The sequence below is a fragment of the Rhizobium leguminosarum genome, from assembly GCF_002953715.1.
Taxonomy (GTDB): Bacteria; Pseudomonadota; Alphaproteobacteria; order Rhizobiales; family Rhizobiaceae; genus Rhizobium; species Rhizobium leguminosarum_V.
In genome coordinates this window covers 3,555,350-3,578,940 of record NZ_CP025012.1, presented here as the reverse complement: position 1 = coordinate 3,578,940, position 23,591 = coordinate 3,555,350, and the positions used below count along the sequence as shown (strand labels likewise).

General features: G+C 61.3%; 22 protein-coding genes. 13 read left to right on the top strand and 9 right to left on the bottom strand.

Going from position 1 to position 23,591, the window contains the following annotated elements; all coding sequences use genetic code 11:
- Positions 1 to 431 precede the first annotated feature (431 nt).
- The 5 genes from CUJ84_RS17975 to CUJ84_RS17955 all read left to right on the top strand — a co-directional run bounded on the left by CUJ84_RS17975 (position 432) and on the right by CUJ84_RS17955 (position 6,194).
- Positions 432 to 1,169 (top strand): Crp/Fnr family transcriptional regulator, encoded by a 738-nt coding sequence (locus CUJ84_RS17975; protein ID WP_105007207.1) that lies wholly within the window; start codon positions 432 to 434, stop codon positions 1,167 to 1,169.
- Positions 1,166 to 2,515, top strand: a complete 1,350-nt coding sequence (locus CUJ84_RS17970) for a glycosyltransferase family 4 protein (protein WP_199788724.1) — start codon at positions 1,166 to 1,168, stop codon at positions 2,513 to 2,515. The genes CUJ84_RS17975 and CUJ84_RS17970 overlap by 4 nt, the downstream gene beginning before the upstream one ends.
- Positions 2,512 to 3,756 carry a glycosyltransferase family 4 protein gene (locus CUJ84_RS17965; RefSeq protein WP_105007205.1) on the top strand — a complete coding sequence of 415 codons (1,245 nt, stop codon included), beginning with the start codon at positions 2,512 to 2,514 and terminating at the stop codon, positions 3,754 to 3,756. Before CUJ84_RS17970 ends, CUJ84_RS17965 begins: the two co-directional genes overlap by 4 nt.
- Before the next feature lie 78 nt (positions 3,757 to 3,834).
- The gene (locus CUJ84_RS17960; RefSeq protein WP_105007204.1) at positions 3,835 to 5,316 is read left to right on the top strand and encodes a lipopolysaccharide biosynthesis protein; all 1,482 of its coding nucleotides are present in this window, start codon (positions 3,835 to 3,837) and stop codon (positions 5,314 to 5,316) included.
- 50 nt (positions 5,317 to 5,366) lie between these two features.
- Complete coding sequence (locus CUJ84_RS17955) at positions 5,367 to 6,194, top strand: glycoside hydrolase family 16 protein (protein WP_012758759.1); 828 nt, start codon at positions 5,367 to 5,369, stop codon at positions 6,192 to 6,194.
- 132 nt (positions 6,195 to 6,326) lie between these two features.
- Here CUJ84_RS17955 and CUJ84_RS17950 read toward each other — a convergent pair whose 3' ends face one another.
- The 6 genes from CUJ84_RS17950 to CUJ84_RS17925 form a co-directional block, all read right to left on the bottom strand.
- The gene (locus tag CUJ84_RS17950; RefSeq protein WP_105007203.1) at positions 6,327 to 7,400 is read right to left on the bottom strand and encodes an ABC transporter ATP-binding protein; all 1,074 of its coding nucleotides are present in this window, start codon (positions 7,398 to 7,400) and stop codon (positions 6,327 to 6,329) included.
- Positions 7,397 to 8,326, bottom strand: coding sequence for a PfkB family carbohydrate kinase (locus tag CUJ84_RS17945; RefSeq protein ID WP_105007202.1), 930 nt, complete (start codon positions 8,324 to 8,326; stop codon positions 7,397 to 7,399). The genes CUJ84_RS17950 and CUJ84_RS17945 overlap by 4 nt, the downstream gene beginning before the upstream one ends.
- Positions 8,327 to 9,349 (bottom strand): SIS domain-containing protein, encoded by a 1,023-nt coding sequence (locus CUJ84_RS17940; protein WP_105007201.1) that lies wholly within the window; start codon positions 9,347 to 9,349, stop codon positions 8,327 to 8,329.
- A complete protein-coding gene (locus CUJ84_RS17935) occupies positions 9,346 to 10,191 on the bottom strand; it encodes a carbohydrate ABC transporter permease (protein WP_105007200.1) in 846 nt (281 codons plus the stop codon). The genes CUJ84_RS17940 and CUJ84_RS17935 overlap by 4 nt, the downstream gene beginning before the upstream one ends.
- Positions 10,191 to 11,075 carry a carbohydrate ABC transporter permease gene (locus CUJ84_RS17930; protein WP_105007199.1) on the bottom strand — a complete coding sequence of 295 codons (885 nt, stop codon included), beginning with the start codon at positions 11,073 to 11,075 and terminating at the stop codon, positions 10,191 to 10,193. The genes CUJ84_RS17935 and CUJ84_RS17930 overlap by 1 nt, the downstream gene beginning before the upstream one ends.
- Positions 11,076 to 11,155: 80 nt before the next feature.
- Entirely contained in the window at positions 11,156 to 12,394 is a 1,239-nt protein-coding gene (locus tag CUJ84_RS17925; protein ID WP_018243352.1) for an extracellular solute-binding protein, read from the bottom strand.
- Between the two features lie 222 nt (positions 12,395 to 12,616).
- On the opposite strand from CUJ84_RS17925, the gene CUJ84_RS17920 reads away from it, so the two are divergent.
- The 5 genes from CUJ84_RS17920 to CUJ84_RS17900 all read left to right on the top strand — a co-directional run bounded on the left by CUJ84_RS17920 (position 12,617) and on the right by CUJ84_RS17900 (position 18,687).
- The gene (locus CUJ84_RS17920; RefSeq protein ID WP_105007198.1) at positions 12,617 to 13,828 is read left to right on the top strand and encodes an ROK family transcriptional regulator; all 1,212 of its coding nucleotides are present in this window, start codon (positions 12,617 to 12,619) and stop codon (positions 13,826 to 13,828) included.
- Between the two features lie 358 nt (positions 13,829 to 14,186).
- Positions 14,187 to 15,542, top strand: coding sequence for an extracellular solute-binding protein (locus CUJ84_RS17915; RefSeq protein WP_105007197.1), 1,356 nt, complete (start codon positions 14,187 to 14,189; stop codon positions 15,540 to 15,542).
- Between the two features lie 213 nt (positions 15,543 to 15,755).
- Entirely contained in the window at positions 15,756 to 16,640 is an 885-nt protein-coding gene (locus CUJ84_RS17910; RefSeq protein WP_018446921.1) for a carbohydrate ABC transporter permease, read from the top strand.
- A gap of 10 nt (positions 16,641 to 16,650) precedes the next feature.
- A complete protein-coding gene (locus tag CUJ84_RS17905; RefSeq protein ID WP_105007196.1) occupies positions 16,651 to 17,565 on the top strand; it encodes an ABC transporter permease subunit in 915 nt (304 codons plus the stop codon).
- A gap of 12 nt (positions 17,566 to 17,577) precedes the next feature.
- A complete protein-coding gene (locus CUJ84_RS17900) occupies positions 17,578 to 18,687 on the top strand; it encodes a sn-glycerol-3-phosphate import ATP-binding protein UgpC (protein ID WP_105007195.1) in 1,110 nt (369 codons plus the stop codon).
- An 80-nt stretch (positions 18,688 to 18,767) separates the two neighbouring features.
- Here the strand turns inward: CUJ84_RS17900 and CUJ84_RS17895 are convergent, their stop codons facing one another.
- The gene (locus CUJ84_RS17895; RefSeq protein WP_027683319.1) at positions 18,768 to 19,241 is read right to left on the bottom strand and encodes a cupin domain-containing protein; all 474 of its coding nucleotides are present in this window, start codon (positions 19,239 to 19,241) and stop codon (positions 18,768 to 18,770) included.
- Positions 19,242 to 19,477: 236 nt separating this feature from the next.
- Between CUJ84_RS17895 and CUJ84_RS17890 the strand changes: the two genes are divergently transcribed.
- Positions 19,478 to 20,020, top strand: a complete 543-nt coding sequence (locus tag CUJ84_RS17890) for a hypothetical protein (RefSeq protein ID WP_105007194.1) — start codon at positions 19,478 to 19,480, stop codon at positions 20,018 to 20,020.
- 61 nt (positions 20,021 to 20,081) lie between these two features.
- On the opposite strand, the gene CUJ84_RS17885 is transcribed toward CUJ84_RS17890, so the two are convergent.
- On the bottom strand, positions 20,082 to 20,852 hold the full coding sequence (locus tag CUJ84_RS17885) for a TIM barrel protein (RefSeq protein WP_105007193.1): 771 nt from the start codon (positions 20,850 to 20,852) through the stop codon (positions 20,082 to 20,084).
- Between the two features lie 142 nt (positions 20,853 to 20,994).
- On the opposite strand from CUJ84_RS17885, the gene CUJ84_RS17880 reads away from it, so the two are divergent.
- Together CUJ84_RS17880 and CUJ84_RS17875 are read left to right on the top strand one after the other, a co-directional pair.
- Positions 20,995 to 21,783 (top strand): SDR family NAD(P)-dependent oxidoreductase, encoded by a 789-nt coding sequence (locus CUJ84_RS17880; RefSeq protein WP_105007192.1) that lies wholly within the window; start codon positions 20,995 to 20,997, stop codon positions 21,781 to 21,783.
- 176 nt (positions 21,784 to 21,959) lie between these two features.
- On the top strand, positions 21,960 to 22,424 hold the full coding sequence (locus CUJ84_RS17875) for an RrF2 family transcriptional regulator (RefSeq protein WP_027683323.1): 465 nt from the start codon (positions 21,960 to 21,962) through the stop codon (positions 22,422 to 22,424).
- Here the strand turns inward: CUJ84_RS17875 and CUJ84_RS17870 are convergent, their stop codons facing one another.
- On the bottom strand, positions 22,425 to 23,552 hold the full coding sequence (locus CUJ84_RS17870; RefSeq protein ID WP_105007191.1) for a monooxygenase: 1,128 nt from the start codon (positions 23,550 to 23,552) through the stop codon (positions 22,425 to 22,427).
- Positions 23,553 to 23,591 lie beyond the last annotated feature (39 nt).

The window sequence follows — 23,591 nt, the reverse complement described above, 5'->3', positions numbered from 1 at the left end:
TTTGCTGCGCCGCACTCTTGTTGTCTGTTACCAAGGTCATAATCCTTAATAAATTCTTTATGCTACTAAGCGGCATTCGAGAATTCCGACTAGTCCTCGGTAGCCTCTTTTCATTGCAAATGCCAATCTAACCTACTTCGAGGTGATAGTTCGCAGGTATTCATTTATATTTTTGATGTCAACATTTCTATTATTGCTTATTTTTAACTCAGGAAGACTTTTTAATAAGCACCTGTCTTCAATCATACGATCTATCTTCGATTCCGTCGAGATTTTGATTTCAATTGCTGATGTATTTTTGTTTCACAACTAAATGTAGACTTGATCTTTACGCTGTCTCTCGGGGATGTTATTTGACACCCATATTAAGACAATATAAATGATGCAGTGCAGCATTTCCTATGGTTATTCGAGTACTCGGAGTTATGCGCATGGATGGGGTGACACACGCATCAGATCGCAGGGCCGGCATCGGCAAGGCGGCGATATCGACTAACGGCAGCATTCATCTCAACAGCCGCATCGTCATCGACGACGAATTTCTTTCCTGCCGGTCGAGCGTCCGGCGTTTCCGGCGCGGCGAGGTCATCGCCGGCGCCGGCGTCCTCGTCGATACCTTCGCTCGCGTACATTCGGGGGTAGTCAGCGCCAGCACGATGCTGCCCGACGGCAGGGAATTCATCGTCGAGATCATTCCGAAATCCGGCCTCATCGGCGAGCTCGAGGTTCTGCGCAGGCAGACGTTGAGCCTCGAATACCGAGCCGGTTCCAACTGCGAACTGCATTTCTTCGAAGGCCGGCTGTTGCGCGACATGTACGCCAGCGATCCCTGCTTTCGCGAAAAGGTCTTCTCCAGGGCGCTGGCACGTATTTCAGAGCTCGAACTCCGGATCATTTCAAATGCGGCGTCGAGCCTGCAGTCGAGGCTGGCCAGCACGCTGCTGCGGCTCTCCGCTGTTTACGGAAAAGATGCGGCAAACAGCGGGGACGAACTGATCATCTCGCAAAATGACCTGGCCGCGACGCTGCCGGCGTCTCGCGAGAAGGTCAATCAATGCCTGCGGCGCCTGCGGGAAAGCAAGATCATCGACGGGGGGCAGGGCAAGATCCGCATTATCAACCGCAAGGCGTTGGAGGCCTGTGCCAACGGCGCGGTTTCGGTGAAGTGATGCGCCCGTCGCTTCCCGAGGTTCTCCGATCTGCCACAAGCGTTGGCCGCTTTCCCGGCCTCGGCACGACAAAGATCGATCGCGTGGTCATCATCGACGACTATTCGGTGGCCAGAGGCGGTGCGACGGCGCTGGCGGTGCTATCGGCCAAGCTTTTTCGGGGGCTCGACATCCCCGTGACCTATATTTGCGGGGATGACGCCGCCAATGCGGAGCTTGTCGCCCTCGGAGTCTCAATGATCGGGCTGAACAGCCGCGACCTGCTCAGCGCCGAGCGTGCGAAGGCCTTCGTGACCGGCATTCACAATGGCGCCGCCGTCCGTATGGTCGCGAACTGGATTGCCGCAAAGGACACCGCCAATACAGTCTACCATGTCCATGGCTGGCACCAGATCCTGTCTCCCGCGATTTTCAGGGCGTTGCTGCCGGTCGCCAGACGATGCGTGGTTCACGCGCATGATTTCTTCACGGCCTGCCCCAACGGCGCCTTCTTCGACTATCAGGCGCAGGAAATCTGCCTTCGACGCCCGCTCGGCGGAAGCTGCATTGCGACGGCCTGCGACAAGAGAAGTTATTCGCACAAATTGTGGCGGGTTGCCCGCGGCTCCAATATCCTCCGGCTGCTGAAGGATCAGGCCGACTTCGGCCGGATCATCCTGCTACACGAGAAGATGGCTGGCTTTCTCGTCGGCGCCGGATATCGGCCCGAACGACTGACGACGATCCGCAATCCCGTCGCTCCGCTATCCATCAAACGCATCGAGGCGGAGGCCAATGAGGAGTTCGTCTTCATCGGGCGGTTGGACGAAGAGAAGGGCATAGAGGACGCCGTGGCCGCCACGCGCAAAGCCGGCGTCAAGCTCTGCGTGATCGGGGACGGGCCGCTGATGCCGCTGGTCGCAGCTTCGGGAGATCACGTCAGGGCCGTCGGCTGGCAGTCGCATGCGGAGATCGGCCCGACCATCCGCAAAGCGCGCGCGTTGTTGATGCCGTCGCGCTATCCCGAGCCGTTCGGCCTCGTCGCTATCGAAGCGGCCAGGAGCGGTCTGCCCGTCATCATGTCGCGCAGCGCCTTTCTCGCCGAGGAAATGCAAAGAGCCGGCATGGCGCTTGCCTGCGATACGGCTGACGAAAGCGCCTTTGCCGACACTTTGACGAGATTTAGCCAAATGCCGGGGCATGAGGTCCGCGCCATGAGCGAGCGGGCTTTCCGGCTGTCGCCGGATCTCGCCTCGACACACGAGGAATGGCGCGACGCGCTTCTTGCCGAATACCAAAGCCTGATTTCGACGAATGCGGTTCCCGAGCTGACAGACGGTGTGGCGATACAAGGAGTATTGAGTTGACTCTTGAAGCAACAACCTCTCTTCCCGACGCGAGGGCATTTCTCGGCGATGCGCCGGTGATGGCGAAAAGACGTGTCGCCGAGGCCGGAGGCGCGAGCGACACCAAGCAGCTTCGTGTCGCCATCGTGCATTATTGGCTCGTTTCGATGCGCGGCGGCGAGAAAGTCGTCGAAGAGCTGTGCCGCATGTTTCCGCAGGCCGACATCTTCACCCTCGTCTGCAACCGGGATCGCATCAGCGATTTTCTGAAGACGCGGAACATCCGCACGTCCTTCCTACAGAAGATCCCCGGCGCGCAACGGCATTATACCAAGATGCTGCCACTGATGCCCTTCGCGCTCGAGCAGTTCGATCTGCAGGACTACGATCTCGTGCTGTCGAGCGAATCCGGACCCGCAAAGGGCATCATCACGCGCGCGGACGCACTGCATGTCTGCTACTGCCACTCGCCGATGCGCTACATCTGGGATCAGTTCCATGTCTACCGGCATGGCCTGCCCTGGGTGGGTCGCGCCTTGATGTCGATCACCGCGCCCATGCTGCGCGCCTGGGACGTGACGACGTCCTCGCGGGTCGATGTGTTCGTCGCCAATTCCGATTATGTCGCGAGCCGTATCCGCCGCTTCTACGACCGGGAATCCATCGTCATCCATCCGCCCGTTGCGACTGACGATTTTGCGGTGGCGAAGGGAAAAGGCGAATTCTATCTCTATGCGGGACAACTGACCACTTACAAGCGGCCGGATATTGCCGTTCGCGCCTGCACCGAGGCCGGGCGGAAGCTGGTCGTGATTGGCGAGGGAGAGCAATTGGCTTATCTGAAGTCGATCGCCGGACCGACCGTTGAGTTTCTCGGCCATCAGCCCTTCAACGTTCTGCGCGACCACCTGTCGCGATGCCGCGCCCTGTTGTTTCCGGGCACGGAGGATTTCGGCATTCTTCCGGTGGAAGCCATGGCATCGGGGCGGCCGGTCCTGGCTTTCGACGCCGGCGGCGCCAGGGAAACCGTTTCCTCGCCGCAGGTCGGGTTTCGCTTCGGGCAGCAGACCACGGAAGCTCTGTTGGAAACGATGGCGGCGTTCGAAGAGGTGGAGGACGATATCGATCCGCATGCAATCCGCGCGCACTCGCTGAAATTCTCTTCCGCCGTGTTCCGCGACCGTCTGTCCGGCCTCATCGAGCAACAACTGTCCACCCATGGCGACCGATCCGCCGACGTCTTCAGAAGGCGGCCGGGCTGACGAGAAGGACGGAGCTGCCTGTCTTGCCGCTGCGACCGAAACCGTCTCAATCCGCCGACGAGGAATAGAAGATAGATCATGTCAAGCGTATCCCAGAGGACGGCGACGGCGAGTATCTGGACCATCAGCGGAAAATTCCTGGCGCGACTGCTCGATTTCGTCAGCCTCCTGATCCTCGCAAGGCTTTTGAGCCCAGCGGATTTCGGCCTCGTCGCCATCGCGACCTCGATTCTGGTCATCGTCGAGACAATTTTGGACCTGCCGCTGACGCAGGCCCTGATGCGTCAGCCGTCGCCTTCGGACGATATGTTTGCCACGGCCCTTACCCTCAGCCTGCTTCGAGGCGTGGCCATCAGCACGCTGATGATGATCATCTCCTGGCCGATGGCTTTGATCTATGACGATTCCCGGCTTTTCTCTCTTGTCGCCGTGCTCTCCATCGCGCCTGCCATGCGCAGTGTGATCAGCCCGCGCATGGTTCTGTTCATGCAGCGGTTCGATTTCAAACGCGAGTTCGCACTCGATCTCATCACCAAGGGGTCGACACTGCTATTCGGTGTCGGGGTGGCGGTCGCGACCGGCAGCTATTGGGGACTGGCGATCGGCGCGGTTGCAGGCCCGACCGCAGCGGCGATCACCTCCTATGTCTTTGCGCCGATGCGACCGAGGTTCAGCCTTTCCGAATGGAAGCACTTTCAGGACATGATCAGCTGGAACACCGTCTCGCAGGTGTTGAGTTCGATCAACTGGCAACTGGACCGGCTGCTTTTGCCGCGCTTTACCGGCTTGTCGACGTTCGGCGCCTTCAGCGTCGCCGACAATATCGCCGCTATTCCATACCAGACCTTCGTCGGGCCATTGTTGCGCCCGCTGATGGCGGCATTCTCGACCGTCGATGACCGTCGTAATCTGATCGCTGCCTATCTGAAGGCGACGAACGCGATCACCTTCGTGGCAGCGCCCATCCTCATCGCGCTCGCTTTTCTTGCCGAGCCGGCCGTGCGGATTATCGTCGGCGAGAAATGGGCATCCGCGGCGCCGATTCTGCAATGGCTGTGCATCGTCAGTCTGCTCGGTCTTCCCACGAACATGATGCCGCCATTGGCTATGGTCCTGAACAAAACCCGCTATCTCGCTCTCCGGATGTTTGCCGAGTTCGCCGTCAGGGTTCCGGTCACCATCCTGGGCATTGTCTATTTTCAGGTGGCAGGCGCATTGGGCGCGCGGATCGTGGCGGTGCTTGTCGCCTATGCCGCATCGCTCATCATCACGCGGCGGCTGATCGGCGCGACGTTTGCTGCCCAGTTGTATGCCTTTTTGCGGCCTCTGGCCGCGAGCTTGCCGATGATCGCTTTCCTGCTGTGGATCGAGCCGATGCTCTCCGCCATGCCTGTCGGCCTCAACCTTGTCGTCAGCCTGGCGCTTTGCGGCGGGGCGGCAGTAGCGATCTTCTGGGCCTTCGCGCTGCTGCTGTGGCAGGTTGTCGGAAGGCCCGACGGCATCGAGACCATCGTCGTCCAAAGGCTCATGCCGCGACGAAACGGGGTTCTCACCTTTTGATCGAGACAAGTGTAGTCCAACGATTGGTTTGGCGTTTTCGGAGGAGCAGAATGCGTTACGGGATATCTTCTAAGGCTCTGGGTTTGCTCATCGTTCTCGGTCTGGGGGCGTTGCCCGGCCAACCCAGCGTGGCTCAGCAACCACTCAATATCAATGCGTACCAGCTAACATTCGAGGAGAGCTTCGACAGTCTCGACGTCTCGGCCTGGGGAGAAAGAAGCTCCCGCTGGATCGCCCATACGCCCTGGAACGGCGATTTCGGTGACGCCCGTTTCACCGATCCGGCCCCCGGCTTTCCGTTTACCACCGATCAGGGAATTCTGAAGATCGAAGCGCGCAAGGAGGCCGATGGAACCTGGCGCTCGGGCCTGTTGTCGTCGGTGAACCCGAAAGGCGAAGGATTCTCGCAGCAATTCGGTTATTTCGAAGCGCGGATGAAGTTGCCGCCGGGCAAGGGAGTCTGGCCAGCCTTCTGGCTCATCGGGCTCGATCGGTCGAAATACACCGCCGAGATCGACGTCCTGGAATATTATGGGCGCGCACCCTACGAATTCAGCATGGGCTTCCATATCTGGCGTCAGAGCCAGGGCGGCCAGAACACCACCGGTGGCCATTGGCAAACCGTCCAGGACGGAATTCTGAACAGCGAATATCACACCTACGGCGTCGATATCCAAGCTGACAAGACGAGCTTCTACCTTGACCGTCAGTTCATCTGGAGCTTCGACACGCCGAAGGAGTTCCACATGCCGTTTTATCCGCTGGTGAACCTGGCACTGGGCTCGGGTTGGCCGATCGATGAAACGCCCAATCCTTCCATCCTGCTGGTCGACTATATTCACGTCTACCAGCGCAAGCCCACCGACGCGGCAAATTGAACAGCCGACGGGGATAGCCGTTCCGTCGCTAAAGCGCGTCGCGATCTTTCAGATTCGCTCCTCGCGCTTTAGGTCCTTGTTTTTACGCATGTCGTTGTCGCAAAACCGCTGCACACTTTTGCGCGACATGCTCTAGCGGCCGCAGCTGAGGCCGGTTTGCGGGTCGAAGAGATGCATTGCTTCCTCGTCGAAAAAGAGGGTGAGCTTTTCGTTGTCGCGGATCGGCGTGCGTGGCGGCAGGCAGGCCATCAGGCGCTGATTTCCGGCAATGGCAGTGACGACGAGTTCCGGGCCGGTCAGCTCTGCGACCTCAAGAGTTGCCTCGATCGACGGGCCGGTGCCGTCTGTGCGAAGGGCTTCGGGACGAATGCCGAGGATAAGGTCGCGGCCATTGCCGGCCGTCTCGCGGAACCGGGCGGGCAGGGGCAGGCTGGCATCGGAGCCTGAAAGCGCCAGGCGGCCGTCCCGCGCCGTCGCCTTCAAAAGGTTCATCGGCGGCGCACCGACGAAGGTCGCGACATAGAGCGTTGCCGGATGGTTGTATATCTCCTCCGGCGTGCCCAACTGCTCGATGCGGCCGTCGCGCATGACGGCGATGCGGCTTGCAAGCGTCATTGCCTCGATCTGGTCATGGGTGACATAGACGACCGTGGTCTTCAGCATTTGGTGCAGCCGCTTGATCTCGGTGCGCATCTCCATGCGCAGCTTGGCGTCGAGGTTGGAGAGCGGCTCGTCGAAGAGGAATACCTCCGGCTTGCGCACCAGCGCACGGCCGATCGCGACGCGCTGACGCTGACCGCCGGAAAGCTGGCTCGGCTTGCGGTCGAGGAGGTTTTCGATCTGCAGGAGCTTTGCGGCATCGCGCACGGCATTGTCGCGCTCGGGCGCCGGCACCTTGCGCATTTCCAGGCCGAAGCCGATGTTCCGGTGCACCGTCAGATTGGGATAGAGCGCGTAGGATTGAAAGACCATGGCGATATCGCGGTCCTTCGGATGCACGCTGAGCACCGAGCGGCCGCCGATCCTGACATCGCCGCTCGTCGCCTCGGCAAGGCCGGCGATGATGTTCAGCAGGGTGGACTTGCCGCAGCCGGAGGAGCCGAGCAGCACCAGGAATTCGCCGCTTTCCAATGAGATGTCGATGCCTTTCAGCGTCTCGACGTCGCCATAGGTCTTGCGGATGTTCTGAATTTCGAGCGCGCTCATCGCACAGGCTCCTCAGGAGATAACGGGCCGCCATAGTTGCGGGGAAGGGTGGAGATGGCGCGCGAGGCGACTGCGGTTCCCGCCTCCAGGCAAGAAATCAGCGGCTCATCGCTTGCGAGCGCGGCGAGGAAGGCGGCGTTGAAGACATCGCCGGCGCCGATCGTATCGACGACCTCGACAACGGGTGCTGCCACCGAAACCAACAGGCCATCCGGCCCGATCGCGAGAGCGCCGTCCGGGCCGCGCTTGACGACGATGATCGCACCCTTTGGCATATGCGACCTGATGTGACGCGCCGCCTCGACCGGATCGGCAATGGCGGCAAGTGTCGTCGATTCGACCTCGTTCAGCAGCGCGATACCGCTGCGGGAGAGCCATGCGCGTGTCGCTGCGCAATTCTCGTCTGTCCAGCCGTCGAGTGGCCAGCCGGTATCGAGTGCGACGGTGATGTCATGGCAGTCGGCCCAGTCGAAGAAGGCGTCATAATCCGCTGTCAGGTCGTCGGTCAGGAACGAGCCGCAGAGAAGGGCGTAGCCGCCCTGCAGCCTTGCGCCCTCGATGACCGCGAAGACATCTGCCAGGCTGAAGCGCGGCAGGTGGCCTTTTGTCGTGAAGAAGGTTCGCTCACCGTCCGGATGGGTGATGCCGACGGAGAGCGTCGTTTTCTCAGGACGTACCGGCCACTTGTCGGAACGGTGGCCGAAGGCTTCGCTCAGCCAGCGGCCGAACTGGTCACTGCCGATATTGGCGGCGATCTCGAATTCGACGCCAAGCGCTTGCCAGGCGAGCGCGCTGTTGCCGGCGGCTCCGCCGACCCGTAACTCGTCATGATCGACGATGATTTCCGTCCCGGCCTTTGGCCAGGGGGCGGCCGGTCCAAGGATCAGGTCGATGTTGACGTTGCCGATGACTGCAAGCGGCCGCATTCATTCGCTCCGGGTGATCTTGGTGGAGCGGACCGGCGTTCCGGCATTCTCCACGCGGGCGTCGGCAAAGGCGATCATCAGCCGCTGGGCGACCGGCAGCATGGCGAAGATCGCAGCAAGACCGGTTGCCGGGGCGAATCGGATCGTCACCGCGCCGGCGACCGGCGCTTCGCCCGAGGCGTCAAACAGGATGACGGGGGCGCCGGTCTCGACAGCGGAGGTCGCCATCGCCGTTACCAGGCCGGCCGTCTCGTCAAAGCCGCGGAACAGCACGACGCCGATCTCGGGCCCCAGCATCTCCATCGGTCCGTGGCGGAGCTGGCCGCCTTCGAGCGAGAAGCAGGGACGGCGCGACAGTTCCGTCAATCCGAGCGCCAGCGCCTCGGCGATACCCTGCAGCCGTCGGCCTGACGTGACGATGGTCGCGACATTTTCGAGCGCGGTGAGCGCGGCGGCGATGTCATGGTCTTCCGGCGCTTTGAGGGCGGCAATCGCGGCGTCTGGATCTTCGCCGAGGGCGGCCAGGATTGCCAGATGCAGGGCGAAGGTCACCGTCAGGCTGCGGGTCGCGGCGAAGGCAAGCTCTGTGCCGCCGGTGCCGATGAGCGACGGGGCAGTTCTTGCGAGGAAAGAGCTGCCTTCGAGTGTGAGGCCGAAGGTCTCCTCGGTGCCGCCGGTTTCGTTGAACCAGCGCACGACCTCGGCGCTTTCGCCGGATTGCGAGGTGACGAAGATCGTCCTACCGGCGATCGGCAGCGGCTGGCCGAGCTGCTCGGATAGCGGCAAGGCGACGGTATCAATGCCGAGGGCACGGTAGAGCGGCTCGACGGCGCGGTTGACGGCATGCGAACCGCCCATGCCGATGAGCAACAGCCGGCCGGTCCGCTTCAGCGAGGCGGCGGCCCTCACGGCCATCGGCTGGGCTGCTTCATAGGAGGAGACCGCGTCGGCATGCTGACGGGCCATTTCGCGATCGATCGCGGCAAGCCCGGCCGGCCGGGTTCTTTCTGCTGTCATGTTCATCCCTTGACGCCGCCGCTGGTGAGCCCCGAAATCAGGGCGCGTTGCATGACAAGACCGATCAGCACCGGGGGCAGGGCGGCGAGCACGCCTGCCGTTGCGATCAGTCCGTAATCGGAAACGCGGCCGCCGGCGAGATCTGCGATGGCGACGGTCAGCGTCTTGGCCCGCTGGTCCGAGGTGAAGAGCAGCGCATAGAAAAATTCATCCCAGGCAAGCAGGAAGGCAAAGAGACTTGACGTTGCCACCACGGGGGCAGCGAGCGGCAGCGTGATGATCCTCAACGTCTGGAACAGGCCGGCGCCGTCGATCATCGCCGCGGATTCGATCTCGCGCGGGATGGAATCGAAGCCCGATTTCATCAACCAGGTGGTAAAGGGCGCAAGGATGGTGAGATAGACGAGGGCGAGGCCGAAGACGTTGTTCAGCAATCCGAGATGGGAGAGGCCCATATAGAGCGGCACGGCGAGCGCCACCGGCGGCAGCATGTAGGTGGCGATCACCATCGACAGCGACCAGCCGACCGAAGGTGTGCGCGACACAGCCCAGCCGGCCGGAATGGCGAGCGCGATGGCAGCGATCGTCGCCATGCCCGCCACCTCGATGCTGTTGCGCAGCGACGAGGTGAAGGCGGCGCCAGCGCTGTTTTCGATCGTCGAGAGCAGTACGCCGTAGCGAGAGAAATCCACCGTCTGCGGCCACCAGCGCAGCGGCTTTGCGGCAAGGTCGGCGGCTGGCGAGATGCTCATGATGAACAGCCACAGGATCGGCGCCAGGATGACGGCGGCAAGCAGCAGGGCGCAGAGGTGAATGAAGGCAGAAAAGAGTGGGCTCTGGCGTTCCATCAGGCCGCACTCCCGGCGGTCTTACGCACCAGAGCGGCGTAGCCGGCAGCAAGCAGCGTCACCAGCAGCGTGACGATCAATGCCAGCGATGCCCCCGAGCCTGCCCGCTGGAAGGAGAAGGCTTCCTGATAGACGAGGATCGATAACGTACGCGTGCTGTTGGCCGGGCCACCGCGGGTCATGACCCAGATGATATCGAAGACCTTGAAGGCTTCGATCGTGCGCAGCACCAGGGCCACCATCAGCGGGCCGGCGAGATAGGGCAGGATGACGAAGCGGAAGCGAGCGAAAGCGCCGGCGCCGTCGACCAGCGAGGCGGCGGTGATGTCGCGCGGCACGGCCTGGAGTGCGGCCAGCGCGATCAGCGCCACCAGCGGGAAATTCTTCCAGCAGTCGGCGACGATGAGGGCCGCCAGCGCCGTGCCTGGTTCGCCGAGCCAGGAGCGGTAGGCATCCAGCATGCCGAGTTGGGTCAGCGCGGCGTTCAGTGCGCCGTATTCCGGATTGTAGATCAGCCGCCAGAGTGTGGCGTTGACGACGGTCGGCAGCGCCCAGGGTAGGATCATCAGGGCGCGCAGCGCGGTGCGGCCGCGAAACTGCTGGTTCAGCAGCAGGGCAGCCAGCACGCCGATCACCATTTCGGCGGCGACCGAGACGATCGCGAACCATGCGGTGGTGATCAGCGTACGCTGGAAATTCGAGCCTGAGACCATCTTCGCGTAATTGTCGATGCCGACGAAGTTTCCTTCGGTGCCGACGAGCTTGGCATCGGTGAAGGAGAGGCCGACGGTATCGATCAGAGGCCAGCCGATGACTGATATCATGACCACGAGAAGCGGCAGCATCAAAAGCCACGCGCGGGTTGTCAGCCAAGTGCCCGACATCAAGGCGACCCTTCTTCATTCACAGGTTATCGAGATCGAACCGGGCGACGGCCGGCGCCGCCCGGGGTTTCGTGCTTTGCTCAGAGGCCGCTATTGTCGGCGGCCGACTTCAGCGCGTCCTCGGGAGAGGACTGGCCGAGCAGCGATTCCTGGATCGCCTGCTGCAGCGCGGTCGAGAGCTCCTGATATTTCGGCGTTGTCGGACGCGGATACATGGCCGCAAGGCCGATCTTGGCGGCGGAGATCAGCTCTTCCTGGCCCTTGGTGACGGCCGGGTCCTCATAGGAGGACGCCCAGATCGGCAGGCTGAGCTTGGCATAGGCATTCTGCGTCGCCTGCGAGGTCATGAAGGTGATGTATTTCCAGGCCTCATCAGGATGCTTGCTGGCCGAGGTGATGCCGAGGCCCATCGAGCCGTTGACGGCCGAAGCCTCGCTCTTGCCGGCAACACCCGGCGCCGGCACGACGCCGACCTTGCCTGCGACCTTGCTGTCTTTCGGATCGTTGGCCATGTTGTACATGTAGGTCCAGTTCAGCGCGAAGGCGGCATCGCCGTTTTCAAAGACCTTGCGGACGTCCTCTTCCAGGAATTCCTTGGAATTCGGATTGGTCAGGCCGGAGGAATAGCTGGAGACCATGTATTTCAATGCATCGAGGCCGCCGCCGGTCTGGAAGGCTGGCTTGCCGTCCTTCAGGAAATCGCCGCCAAAGGCGCTGACGAGCGTGGTGTAATCGCAGATCGCGGCTTCGGCTTGCGACCAGCTCCAGGCGATCGGGGTAGCGAGCAGGCCCTTGTCCTTGATCGTCTTTGCCTGTTCGGTCAGTTCGTCCCAGGTCTTGGGCGGGGTCTTGATGCCGGCCTTTTCGAGGATTTCCTTGTTGTAGAACAGGTATTTGGTGTCGAGGATCCACGGCATGCCGTAATATTTGCTATCATATTGCACAGTGGTCCAGGCGCCCGGCAGCACGCCTTTCTTCATCTCGTCGGTGACGCGAGAGGAGACGTCGACCAGCACCTTGTTGGTGGCATATTCGGCCGGCCAGATGACGTCGAAGAGGACGACGTCGTAGCCGCCGCCGGAACCTTGCGCCAGCACCGTCTTGTCGTGCAGACCTTCATAGGGAACGAATTCGAGATTGACCTTGATGTCGGGGTTCGCCTTGGCGAAGGCGTCGGTCATGGCGCGCACATCGGCCTCGCTATAGGCGGCCTGCGCCATGAAAAGCGCGTTCAGCGTCGTTTCGGCGAAAGCGTGCGGCGCAAGGGATGCGCCGATCAAGGCCGCACCCAGAAGCGTCTTGTTAAAGGATTTCAGCATTGCAGCCTCCAGTTTTTGACATTTACGCATTGCCGAGGGCGGTCCTCCGCCATCGGTGTTCGAGAAGGCACGCGCGAAAACGTGCCGGTTCGTCGTCTCGGAGCGTCGTCGGAGCCGTTGCCCGGCTCCTGCGTTCCCTGGAACTCTCCGGTTCCTCATTAAGTCAAGTGTCTTGACTTATTACTTCTTCAACATTCTATTGGAGTCAAGAGGGAATTGCACATGAATGACATCCGCCCGATCCGCGCCAAGAGCGGCACCAATCACGAAGGCACCAGCGCGCATAACCGGCGCGTGATGATCGATGCGCTGAGGATCAACGGTGCGCTTTCACGCGCCGATCTGGCACGGGCGACGCGGCTGACCAAACAGACGGTGTCGAATATCATCGAGGAACTCGAGCGCGACGGTCTCGTCAGTTCACAGGAGGCGGTGAGGAGGGGCAGGGGCCAGCCGTCGACACCCTACGGCTTGGTGCCAGAGGGCGCCTTTGCGATCGGCCTGCAGATCGACCGGCATGTGACGCGGGCGGTCGCCGTCGATCTGGTCGGTAGCGTTCTCGTGCGCGATGAGGCCGGCCTCCCACCAGGCGGTCCGTCGAACGGGACGAAGGTCATCCTCGATCTCGTCGCCGGCGTGCGGTCAAAACTTGCCGGGATCGTCCAGCAGTCGGAAAAGCGGCTGGTTGGTCTCGGCGCCGCCATGCCAGGGCCTTTCGGGGTTGCCGGCAGCGGCGACGATCCGTGGATGATGGAGGCCTGGCAGAAATTTCCGTTGTTGGAAACGCTGACTGCCGGCACCGGGCTCGATGTCGGCCTGCAAAACGACGCGGCGGCGGCGGCGACCGCCGAGCGCATGGTGGGAGCCGCCCATGGCCTCGACCATGCCGTCTGCCTCTTCGTCGGTTATGGCATCGGCGCTGGCCTCATTCTGAACGGCGAGCTTTACCGCGGCACCAACGGCAATGCCGGCGAGATCGGCATGGCACTGCTGTTTGCCGACGGCAAATCGACGCCGCTCGAACATCGCGCTTCGCTCGCCTCGCTCTACCAGCATCTGTCGATCGATCCCGCCGATCCCGGCCTTTATGCACGGATCAACGATCTCGCCTTAAGGGGCGATCAAAGCATCCACGCCTGGGTCGAGGCGGCAGCAGTGGATCTGCGCTGGAGCATCCATCTCCTTGAGACGCTGTTCGATCCGCAGACGGTGATCCTCTGCGGCAGCGCGCCGGAAGCGCTGGTGAACAGGTTGATTGCGGCAATCGGCCCGTTGCTACCCTCGATCGCCCAGCATCGTGGCCGGACGCTGCCGCGCCTGCAGCCCGGCATGGCCGATCCCTGGTCGGTGGCGCTTGGTGCTGCCGCCGGACCGATCAGCCGTGCATTCGATCCGCGTTTTGCGGCGATCCTGAAGGATTCCCTTCAATCCTGAAGCCTAAATCCTGAGGTTGCACACCAGTGCAACGGCAAAAATGTCAGTGATTTCGCAAGTTTCGTTGCAGCGGAGCAGGCGAATAGTGGCACTCCGTCGTAATATAAATAAATATTAAATATCCCCTAAGAATCCATTGTTTCGAATATAGACGTAATTTATTGACTGCATGCTGAAGAAATTGGCGAAATTTCTATAAATATTTCCCCGAGATTGGCGAATAACAATTGTATGAAGGTTTTGTGACAACTGGGTTTCGATCATTTCATGTCATGTAATCTTCATTGGTAGACGCAATTTGAACCAGCTAATAGGGCGTGCGCTGAAAGTGCGCGTCCCTTTTACGTTCGAGGTTCTCATGCAAGCCAAGCTTCTCGGCGCCGTTGGCGCCCTTCTCGCTACAGCGTTTCTTGCTGGTCCCGCTGCCGCCGCCGATAAGACCAAGATCGACTTCTGGTTCGGCAATTCCGGTGACATTGCAAAGCGTGTCCAGGAGCAGTGCGATCGCTTCAACCAGTCGCAGGCCGACTACGAAGTCGTCTGCACCAGCCAGGGCAGCTACGACGCGTCCCTGCAGAACACCATCGCTGCCTTCCGCGCCGGCAAGCAGCCGACCATCGCCCAGGTCTCCGACGCCGGCACGCTCGACATCATGCTCTCCGGCGCCTACTACCCGGCCAACAAGCTGATGGCCGACATGGGCTACACCGTCGACTGGAACGATTATTTCTCCGGTATCTCCGGCTACTACGCGACCTCGAAGGGCGAGATGTACTCCTTCCCCTTCAACTCCTCGACCGCTCTGCTCTACTGGAACAAGGACGCCTTCGCCAAGATCGGCAAGGATCATGCTCCGGCAACCTGGAAGGAAGCAGGCGAGGACCTCAAGGCTCTGAAGGACGCAGGCTATGCTTGCCCGCTCGGCTTTGACATTTCCAACAACGAAGTCTGGCAGTATATCGAGCAGTTCGAAGCCGTAAACGGCGAAGCAATCGCCACGAAGAAGAACGGCTTTGAAGGTCTCGACGGCGAGCTGGTGTTCAACAAGAACGCGCTTCTCGTCAGCTACGTCAAGGACCTCAAGTCCTGGTACGACAACAAGCTTGCCGTCATCAAGAACAAGGCTGTCGGCCAGACCTTCGTCGAAGCCTTTGCCGCTGGCGATTGCCAGGTCATCCTGACCTCGGTTGGCGACCACGGCAATGTTGGCCGCACCGCCAAGCAAGGCATGAACTGGGGCGTTTCCATGCTCCCGACCTACGGCGACGCAACCCGTCACAGCTCTTACGTCGGCGGCGCTTCGCTCTGGGTTCTGAAGGGTCATTCCGACGCTGAATACAAGGCTGCCGCTGCCTTCTTCAACTTCATCGCAAAGCCGGAAGAAGCTCTTACCTGGTCGACCGTTACCGGCTACATCCCGGTTCGTAACTCCGGCTTCGAATATCTGAAGAAGCAGGGCTTCTACGATAAGGCTCCTTATGCCGGCCGCGAACTCGCCATTCAGAGCCTGACCGCTACCCCGGCTGGCGACGCGGCTCCGCACGGCATCCGTCTCGGTGGCCTGCTGCAGGTCCGCACCGAAATCGCCAATGGTCTGCAGGCAATCTTCGTCAACAATGCCGATGTCCAGGCTTCGCTCGACGGCGCTGCCGAACGCGGCAATACGCTGCTGCGCCGCTTCCAGCAGACCTACAAGAACGTTCAGCTCCCCTGATCGGTTGATATGAGCCGCACCCGGCCCGCGTTTCGCGCGCCGGGTGCGTCTTTGCAAGTTCTTTAGTCGGCCGCGGATGCGAACTCGCCGCCCGCGCCTAAAGCGCGCCGCTCGCGCTTTAGATCTTTATTTCGACGCATGTCGTTACCGCAAAACCGCTGCGCACTTTTGCGCGACATGCTTTAAACCAAACCAGGACGAAAACGACCACTCATGGAAAAGCGCGTCACTTTCTCCTCAACAACGATCGGACTGCTCTTCGCATTTCCGATGTTGTTGCTGATCTTCGTCTTCTTCTATTGGCCGAGTGCACAGGCGCTCTATTGGGCGTTCACGCTCGAGCAGCCATGGGGCGGCGGCAATGCCTGGGTCGGTTTCGACAATTTCAGACAGCTGCTCACCGATCCGATCTATTGGGATTCGATCACCCGCAGCATGATCTTTGGCTTCAGCTCGACGGCCATTGCCATGGGGCTGGCGCTCATCCTGGCGCTTTTGACAGATCGTGAACTGCGTGGCCACAAAGTCTACCGGTCCGTCTTCATCTGGCCTTACGCAATTGCCGCTCCCGCTCTTGGCCTCGCCTTCCGCTTCATCCTGGCGCCGGAAGCCGGCCTTCTGTCGGTTATCAACCACGTCTGGCCCGGCCTCTGGAACCCCGCACTCGACGGCAAGGATGCGATGATCGCCGTCATTGTCGCCTTCTCCTGGAAATATATCGGCTACAACTTCATCTTCTTCCTCTCGGCGCTGCAAGGCATTCCGCGCTCGCTGATCGAGGCCGCCGCAATGGATGGTTCGGGGCCGATGCGCCGGATCTGGGATATCCAGCTGCCCCTGCTGACGCCGACGCTGTTCTTCCTGCTCGTCATCAACATCACCGAGAGCTTCCAGGATTCCTTCGGTATCGTCGACGTCATGACGCAGGGCGGCCCGGCGCGCGCCACCGAGCTCATGGTCTACAAGATCTATTTCGACGGCTTCAGAGGTCTCGATTATTCGGGCGCCGCAGCGCAATCCATCATCCTGATGGTGCTCGTTGTCCTTCTCACCATCTTCCAGTTCCGCTTCATCGAGCGGCGCGTGCACTACAAGTGAGGTCGCGGATATGATCGAACGCACGCCGATATTCAACTTCATCTGCTATACGCTTCTCGCGCTCGGCATGGTGATCGCGCTTTTACCTTTCGCCATCGTCATCTTCGCGTCGACGCTGGATCTGGAGACGGTCAATCGTGTGCCGCTGCCGCTCACTCCGGGCTCGCATTTCTGGGAAAACGCTGAGACCGCCTGGGTTCGCGCCGATCTCGGCAACAAGCTGTTCCACAGCATCATCTTCGCCGCAACGGTCGGTGCCGGCAAAGTCATGCTGTCTTCCATGGCAGCTTTCTCGATCGTCTACTTCCGCTTCCGTGGCCGCTACGTGATTTTCTGGATCATCTTCATCACGCTGATGCTGCCGCTGGAAGTCCGCATCGTGCCGACCTATTCGATTGCGGCCAACGCGCTGCAACCTTTCCAGACGATCCTCGACTTTACCGGCATAAGCTGGCTCGTCGCGCAGATCACCGGCTTCCAGATCAAGCTCGAATGGGGCCTGCTGAATTCCTATCCTGGTCTCGTTCTGCCACTGGTCGCGACCGCGACCGGCACCTTCCTATACCGGCAGTTCTACCTGACGGTTCCGGACGAACTTGCTGAGGCCTCGAAGATGGACGGATCAGGCCCGGTCCGGTTCTTCTGGGATATTCTGCTACCGCTTTCGCGGCCAAACATGATCGCGCTCTTCACCATCATGTTCGTCTGGGCCTGGAATCAGTATCTCTGGCCGCTGCTGATCACCACCGATCCGAAATTCGGCATCGCCGTGACGCAGCTCAAGACTCTCATCCCGTCTGAATTCGGTCTGCCCGACTGGAACGTCGCCATGGCCGGAACCCTGATCATCATGTCGCCGCCATTGATCCTCGTCATTTTGATGCAGCGCTGGTTCGTACGCGGCCTTATCTCCACCGAGAAGTGAAGGAGTATTCCCTTGGCACCGATCTCCATTCGTGGCGTGAAGAAAAACTACGGCAAGAATCCCGTCGTTCACGGCGTCGATCTCGACATCCAGTCCGGCGAGTTCATCGTCATCCTCGGCCCGTCCGGCTGCGGCAAGTCCACGCTGCTGCGCATGATCGCGGGCCTCGAGGAAATCACTGGCGGTGAAATCGCCATTGACGGCCGCGTCGTCAACCAGCTGGAACCGCGCGAGCGCGGCTGTGCCATGGTGTTCCAGAACTATGCGCTTTATCCGCATATGAGCGTTGCCGAGAATATCGGCTACGCATTGAAGGTGGCCGGCGTCTCGAAGGCGGAGCGGAGCCGGCGCATCGGCGAGGTCGCCAAGGCGCTCAGCCTCGAACCCTTCCTCGAACGCCGACCGGCCGCTCTTTCCGGCGGTCAGCGCCAGCGCGTCGCCATGGGCCGCGCGATGATCCGCGAACCGAAGGTGTTTCTCTTCGACGAACCGCTGTCGAACCTCGACGCCAAGCTGCGCATCGCCATGCGCGCCGAAATCCGCCGCTTGCACCGCCGCCTCGGCGCCACTTCGATCTTCGTTACGCATGACCAGACCGAAGCGATGACGCTGGCCGATCGGCTGGTGGTGATGAACGGCGGCAGGGTGGAGCAGGTCGGCACGCCGGAAGAGGTCTATCATCATCCGGTCTCGCGCTTCGTCGCGGGCTTCGTCGGCACGCCGGCGATGAACCTGCTCGAGGGTACGATCAATGACGAGGGCGTCTTCGTCTACGATCAGAGCCGCAAGGTCGCGCTGCCGCGCGAACGCGCCGCGCCGCTGAAAGGCAAACGCGTCGTACTCGGCATGCGCGCCGAAGCCGCCCGGCTGGTGGCCCCGGATGCGCCCGGCGCCCTCACCGCAACGGCCGATTTCATCGAAGAGCTCGGCGCCAGCCGCGTCGTGCACGCCGATTTCGATGGGCTGCCCTTTGCCGTGGCGCTGACCGAGGCGGTGAAGGTGAAGTCGGGCGATCCGATCGGCATCGCGATCGATTACGACCAGATCCACCTCTATGCCGCCGATACCGGCCGGATCATCGAGAATCCTGCCATGAGTGGCGCCGGCATCGTTCACGCTTGAAGGGGCCTTGCCGCACAAGGAGCCATGCAGAACTTTTGGCGGCGCAGGATCTCACCTGCGCTCGCTCAACGTGGCATGGTTTAGCGATGGATCGGGTCGATCCACGCGACGTCTTCCGGCTTTTCGACCGGCTCGATGTCGAGATTGACGACGACCGGTTCCTGGCCTGAGCGGACGAGCACGCATTCCAGCGTCTCGTCGCGGCTGGCGTTGATCTCCTGATGCGGCACATAGGGCGGAACGTAGATGAAGTCGCCGGGGCCGGCCTCGGCGGTATATTCCAGATGCTCGCCCCAGCGCATGCGGGCCTTGCCCTTGACCACGTAGATGATGCTTTCGAGATCGCCGTGGTGATGGGCGCCTGTCTTGGCATTGGCATGGATCGTCACCGTTCCCGCCCAGATCTTCTCGGCGCCGGCGCGCGCGTTATTGATCGCGGTCGCGCGGTTCATGCCTGGCGTCTGCGCGGTGTTCGGATCGAGCGAATTGCCGGGAATGACCTTGACGCCATGTTCCCGCCAGTCGACATGATGATGCTCGTGGTCGTCGCTCATGCCTTGCCTCCAGCTTCGATTTGATCAGTCTACAGCGTCGCGCGTCTTTTCGGACGCGCAAAGGACGCTGTAGCACTTCTGAATTGCTGCATAATTTATCCTTAAATCGATTCTGATTTAAGGAAATATGCAGCAGACGGGCGCCGGGCGGCGGCCGAGCGGATTCGCCGTTGCGCAGCCACACGACATCTCCGCACCGATAGCTTCTGTGCGCCTAAGGAAAGAACGGGACCCCGATGAGCCACCTCCCGCAAATCGACTACGACACCGCTTCAGAAGAGATTCGTGCGGCGCATGACGAGGAAGTCAGGTTGCGCGGGCGCATGACCAACATGAAGCGGACGCTGCTGCACTCGCCGGCGGCCCACCGCATCTATGCAGAGTGGTTCACGCTGCGCGCCGAACTCGATCCCGCGATCAACGACCGGGCGATCTGGATTTTCTCGCATGCGATCTCGAAGGCGGCGAAATCGAAAATCGCCATCACCTTCTTCCGCCGGGCGCTGAGCAACAAGGGCTTCAATCCCGACGCGCTCGAGCTTTCCGACGAAGAAGCGCTGCTCGACGCCTTCGGCAAGGCGATCGTCGCCGATTCCAACGCCGTTCCCGCTGAACTCTGGGCAAATCTGAAAGAGCGCTACGAGACCAAAGTGCTCGTTGATCTCGTCGCCTTCGCCGGCATCATGCTGGCCACCGCCGTCTTCAACAATGTCGTCGACGTCGATTTTGATCCCGAGCTTGAGGCCTTCGCCGAGGGCGCCAGTTCATCCGGATCCTGATTTCAGGCATCGAGCGGCAGGATCAGTACTTCGTGCGGCGGCACCTCGACATCGCTGAAGCCTAGCCGCCGAGCGAAGCGATCGCGGCCTTGACCGCGTCCGCGCCGGGCCTGGTCGGCCGGTATTCCAGACCGACGGCGCCGTCATAGCCGTTGGCGAAAATCCAGCCGAGGCGGTGAGCAAGGTCGATGCCGCCGGAACCCGGTTCGTTGCGGCCGGGGTGATCGGCGACATGGACGTGGATGATACGGTCGAGGCGGCCGTTCAGCACCTCTTCGGTGCGTTCGTCCATCACGGCGGAATGGTAGATGTCGTAGACGATGCCGATCTCGGGGCGGGCGACGTCATCGATGATGTCGAGGCCCTCCCGGGTCGAATCGAGGAAATAGCCGACATGGTCGATGCGGATATTGAGCGGCTCGACGCCGAGGCGGACACCGCTGCCTTTGAGGATATCGGCGCCGGCTCTCAGCGTTTCGGTGAGCGCCCGGCGCTGTTCTTCGCGGGTCAAGCCCGGGAGATCGTCGCCCGCCTGGGCGATCAGTACCGGCGCGCCGAGACGTTTCGCGACAGTGACGGATTCCGCAAGACCTTTCAGCCAGGCCTGCCGGTTGGCGGCGTCGGTCAGCGCAATCATCGGTTCGGCGACGAGGCTGGAGACGGCAAGGCCGGTTTCCTTCAGCGTCGCGTCGATCACTTCCAAATCCTTGTCGGTCCAGCGCCAGAATTCGATCGCCGTCAGGCCGGCCGCATGGGCGTGGCGGATGCGATCGGGAAAGCTGTCGCCTTCTTCGGCAAACAGCCACTCTATGCAGGCTGAATAACGTCGCATGAAACTCCTCCCATCCTGTTGATGCAGGCATGCGACAGATCGGAGCCTGCCGCAAGAGGAGTTCAGGCGCTTGACGCCGGGATTCATTGGCGGAACACTCGGCACATCAGGCCGGGATCTCCGGCCGTTTGCGGAGGAAGACATGGATCTCGGGTTGAAGGGAAAGACTGCCGTCATAACAGGTGCGTCGGTCGGCATCGGGCTGGCGATCGCCGAAGGACTGGCGGCTGAGGGCGCCGACCTCGTGCTGGCGGCCCGCGTTGGCGAGCGCCTCGAGGTGGAAGCCGCCCGTATCGCAGAGACGTGCGGGGTCAGCACCGTTGCTGTTGTCGCCGATGTGGCGACGGTTGCGGGAACCGAGGCGATCATAGCGGCGGCGGCCGAAAAAGGCGGCGCCGATATCCTCATCAACAATGCCGGCACCGGATCGAACGAGACGGTGATGGAGGCACCCGACGAGAAGTGGCAGACCTATTGGGACTTGCATGTGATGGCCGCCGTGCGGCTGGCGCGCGGCATCGCCCCGCAGATGAAGGGGCGCGGCGGCGGTGTGATCCTGCACAATGCCTCGATCTGTGCCGTTCAGCCGCTCTGGTACGAGCCGATCTACAATGTCAGCAAGTCGGCGCTGATGATGTTTTCGAAGACGCTCTCGACCGAACTCATCAAGGACAATATCCGTGTCAACTGCGTCAATGCCGGCCTGATCCTGACGCCTGACTGGATCAAGACTGCCAAACAATTGACGGCCGAAACCGGCGGGAACTGGGAAGGCTACCTGCAGAGCGTCGCCAACGAGCACGCCGCCTCCAAACGCTTCGGCACACCGGAGGAGCTGGCAAACGTCTTCGTCTTCCTGAGTTCGGAGCGTGCGAGCTATTGCATCGGCTCGACCTATTTCGTCGATGGCGGCATGCTGAAGACGATCTGACCGAGACTGCCGGCAGGGCGCGCGGCGGTCGGTCTTTCTCAAGGCTGCCGGGCGTTTCTGTGGACGTTGCCGATACAAGCTATAAATAATAGCTATTTTGTTGTATGTTCACGCTTTTGACGCTATTTGCCTGCTATTGGCAGGATAAATACTGCGATTTCTACAGGGCGACGACGATGTTGACGAAAAAGGGAAAATACGGGCTGAAGGCGCTGGTCGACCTGGCGCGGCTGGCGCCGGGCGAGACTGCCTTCATCAATGACATCGCCGCCCGTAACAATATCCCGAAGAAGTTTCTCGATACCATCCTGCTCGAACTGCGCAATGTCGGCATCCTGCGTTCAAAGAAGGGACCGGGCGGCGGTTATTCTCTGTCGCGGCCGGCCTCCGAAATCCGCATCGGCCATGTCATCCGCACGCTCGACGGACCCTTAGCGCCGATCCGCTGCGCCAGCCGCACGGCTTACGAGGCCTGCGACGACTGTGCCGATCCGGAAACCTGTCAGGTGCGGCGCTCGATGACCGATGTTCGGGACGCGATCGCCGATATTCTCGACAATATGACCCTCGAGCAGTTCGTCGCCGACGGCGGCCGTATCGAAGGCGCCAAGGAACAATTCCCGATCTCCGCCGCCAGCTGATTAGGCGCCGCCGACCTTCGACATATATTCGCCTGCGGTATGCACCAGCTTTTCCCGCGGCAGCGATAGCGCGTGAATGCGGGCATTGCGCCAATGGCGGTCGAGATTAAGCCCGATGCCTGCCGATGTTTCCCCTGCAAGTTCAAACAGCGCGTTTGCTGTGTCGAGCGCCGTTTCTCCGGCAAGGATCGCGGCCGCTGAGGCGGAAAAATGCGCGTCTGCCATTGCGGCCTCCACAGGATTGACCTGGGCAATGTCGAGTTTGCGGCCAGCCCGTTCCAAGGCTGCCGCCGTCGCTTCGATGCGGATGGCGCGCTCGCCGATCCGGGGGAGGACGGTCGCGCTGGGATCGCCAATCGCGGTCATCAGGTCGCTCCATGCGGCGCGCGCGATGCCCAGGCTGACGCCTGCCTTGAGCAGCAGGCCGAGCGAGATGCCGGTCGAATATCCGGACGAGGGGGCAGGGGCAATCGCATCTGCATTGAGGTGAAGCGTGGCGACGATCGCCGTCGCCGAGCCATTGGTGCGCTGGCCGAAGCCGTCCCAATCGTCGACCACCTGCACGCCTTCATCATCGCGTGCGAGATAGAGCGTCACCGGGCGGCTGGGCGGGGCGGTGGCGGCAGCGGCGATCCAGTCGGCGAATAGAATACCGGCCGCCTGCCGCGTGCGCCCACTCAGGCGGTAGCCCGGACCTTCGGCCGTAAGCTCGGCCCCGTCGGTGAAGGTAGCGGCCGAAAAGCGGTCGCCGAGCAGCACACGGGCAAATAGCGATGCCTTCAAATCCTCGGCAGCCCGGGTGCGCAGCGTTTCCAGCGCACAGAAATGATTTTCCAGCGCCTCACCGATCGAGGCATCGCCCTCGGCGATGATTGCAACGATTTCGGCGAGCAGGGCGTTCGACACGTCGAGCCCTTCATGGTCGGGCGGTACGGCGATTGCCGTCAGCCCCGATACCGACAGCGCGTCAAGCTCGGCAAAAGGCAGGATGCGGTTGATATCGCGCTCGCTCGCCTGATGCCGGAATGCGGCGGCGAGGTCGCGGGCCGTGGATATCGCCTCCTCTTCGCTTTCGATGCGATGCGCGGGAGGCCTCAGGCTCTGATGAAACTGCGATACCGTTCCCATCGGTCACTCTTTTCTCGATGGATATAGGAGTGAGGGATT

Bases quoted from the DNA above. Each gene is read 5' to 3' on its own strand.
- CUJ84_RS17955 (WP_012758759.1), top strand. From the start codon at position 5,367: ATGCGTTACGGGATATCTTCTAAGGCTCTGGGTTTGCTCATCGTTCTC.
- CUJ84_RS17875 (WP_027683323.1), top strand. From the start codon at position 21,960: ATGTTGACGAAAAAGGGAAAATACGGGCTGAAGGCGCTGGTCGACCTG.
- CUJ84_RS17910 (WP_018446921.1), top strand. From the start codon at position 15,756: ATGGAAAAGCGCGTCACTTTCTCCTCAACAACGATCGGACTGCTCTTC.
- CUJ84_RS17905 (WP_105007196.1), top strand. From the start codon at position 16,651: ATGATCGAACGCACGCCGATATTCAACTTCATCTGCTATACGCTTCTC.
- CUJ84_RS17960 (WP_105007204.1), top strand. From the start codon at position 3,835: ATGTCAAGCGTATCCCAGAGGACGGCGACGGCGAGTATCTGGACCATC.
- CUJ84_RS17940 (WP_105007201.1), bottom strand. From the start codon at position 9,349: ATGAACATGACAGCAGAAAGAACCCGGCCGGCCGGGCTTGCCGCGATC.
- CUJ84_RS17890 (WP_105007194.1), top strand. From the start codon at position 19,478: ATGAGCCACCTCCCGCAAATCGACTACGACACCGCTTCAGAAGAGATT.
- CUJ84_RS17950 (WP_105007203.1), bottom strand. From the start codon at position 7,400: ATGAGCGCGCTCGAAATTCAGAACATCCGCAAGACCTATGGCGACGTC.
- CUJ84_RS17895 (WP_027683319.1), bottom strand. From the start codon at position 19,241: ATGAGCGACGACCACGAGCATCATCATGTCGACTGGCGGGAACATGGC.
- CUJ84_RS17930 (WP_105007199.1), bottom strand. From the start codon at position 11,075: ATGTCGGGCACTTGGCTGACAACCCGCGCGTGGCTTTTGATGCTGCCG.
- CUJ84_RS17915 (WP_105007197.1), top strand. From the start codon at position 14,187: ATGCAAGCCAAGCTTCTCGGCGCCGTTGGCGCCCTTCTCGCTACAGCG.
- CUJ84_RS17945 (WP_105007202.1), bottom strand. From the start codon at position 8,326: ATGCGGCCGCTTGCAGTCATCGGCAACGTCAACATCGACCTGATCCTT.
- CUJ84_RS17920 (WP_105007198.1), top strand. From the start codon at position 12,617: ATGAATGACATCCGCCCGATCCGCGCCAAGAGCGGCACCAATCACGAA.
- CUJ84_RS17935 (WP_105007200.1), bottom strand. From the start codon at position 10,191: ATGGAACGCCAGAGCCCACTCTTTTCTGCCTTCATTCACCTCTGCGCC.
- CUJ84_RS17870 (WP_105007191.1), bottom strand. From the start codon at position 23,552: ATGGGAACGGTATCGCAGTTTCATCAGAGCCTGAGGCCTCCCGCGCAT.
- CUJ84_RS17880 (WP_105007192.1), top strand. From the start codon at position 20,995: ATGGATCTCGGGTTGAAGGGAAAGACTGCCGTCATAACAGGTGCGTCG.
- CUJ84_RS17975 (WP_105007207.1), top strand. From the start codon at position 432: ATGGATGGGGTGACACACGCATCAGATCGCAGGGCCGGCATCGGCAAG.
- CUJ84_RS17925 (WP_018243352.1), bottom strand. From the start codon at position 12,394: ATGCTGAAATCCTTTAACAAGACGCTTCTGGGTGCGGCCTTGATCGGC.
- CUJ84_RS17885 (WP_105007193.1), bottom strand. From the start codon at position 20,852: ATGCGACGTTATTCAGCCTGCATAGAGTGGCTGTTTGCCGAAGAAGGC.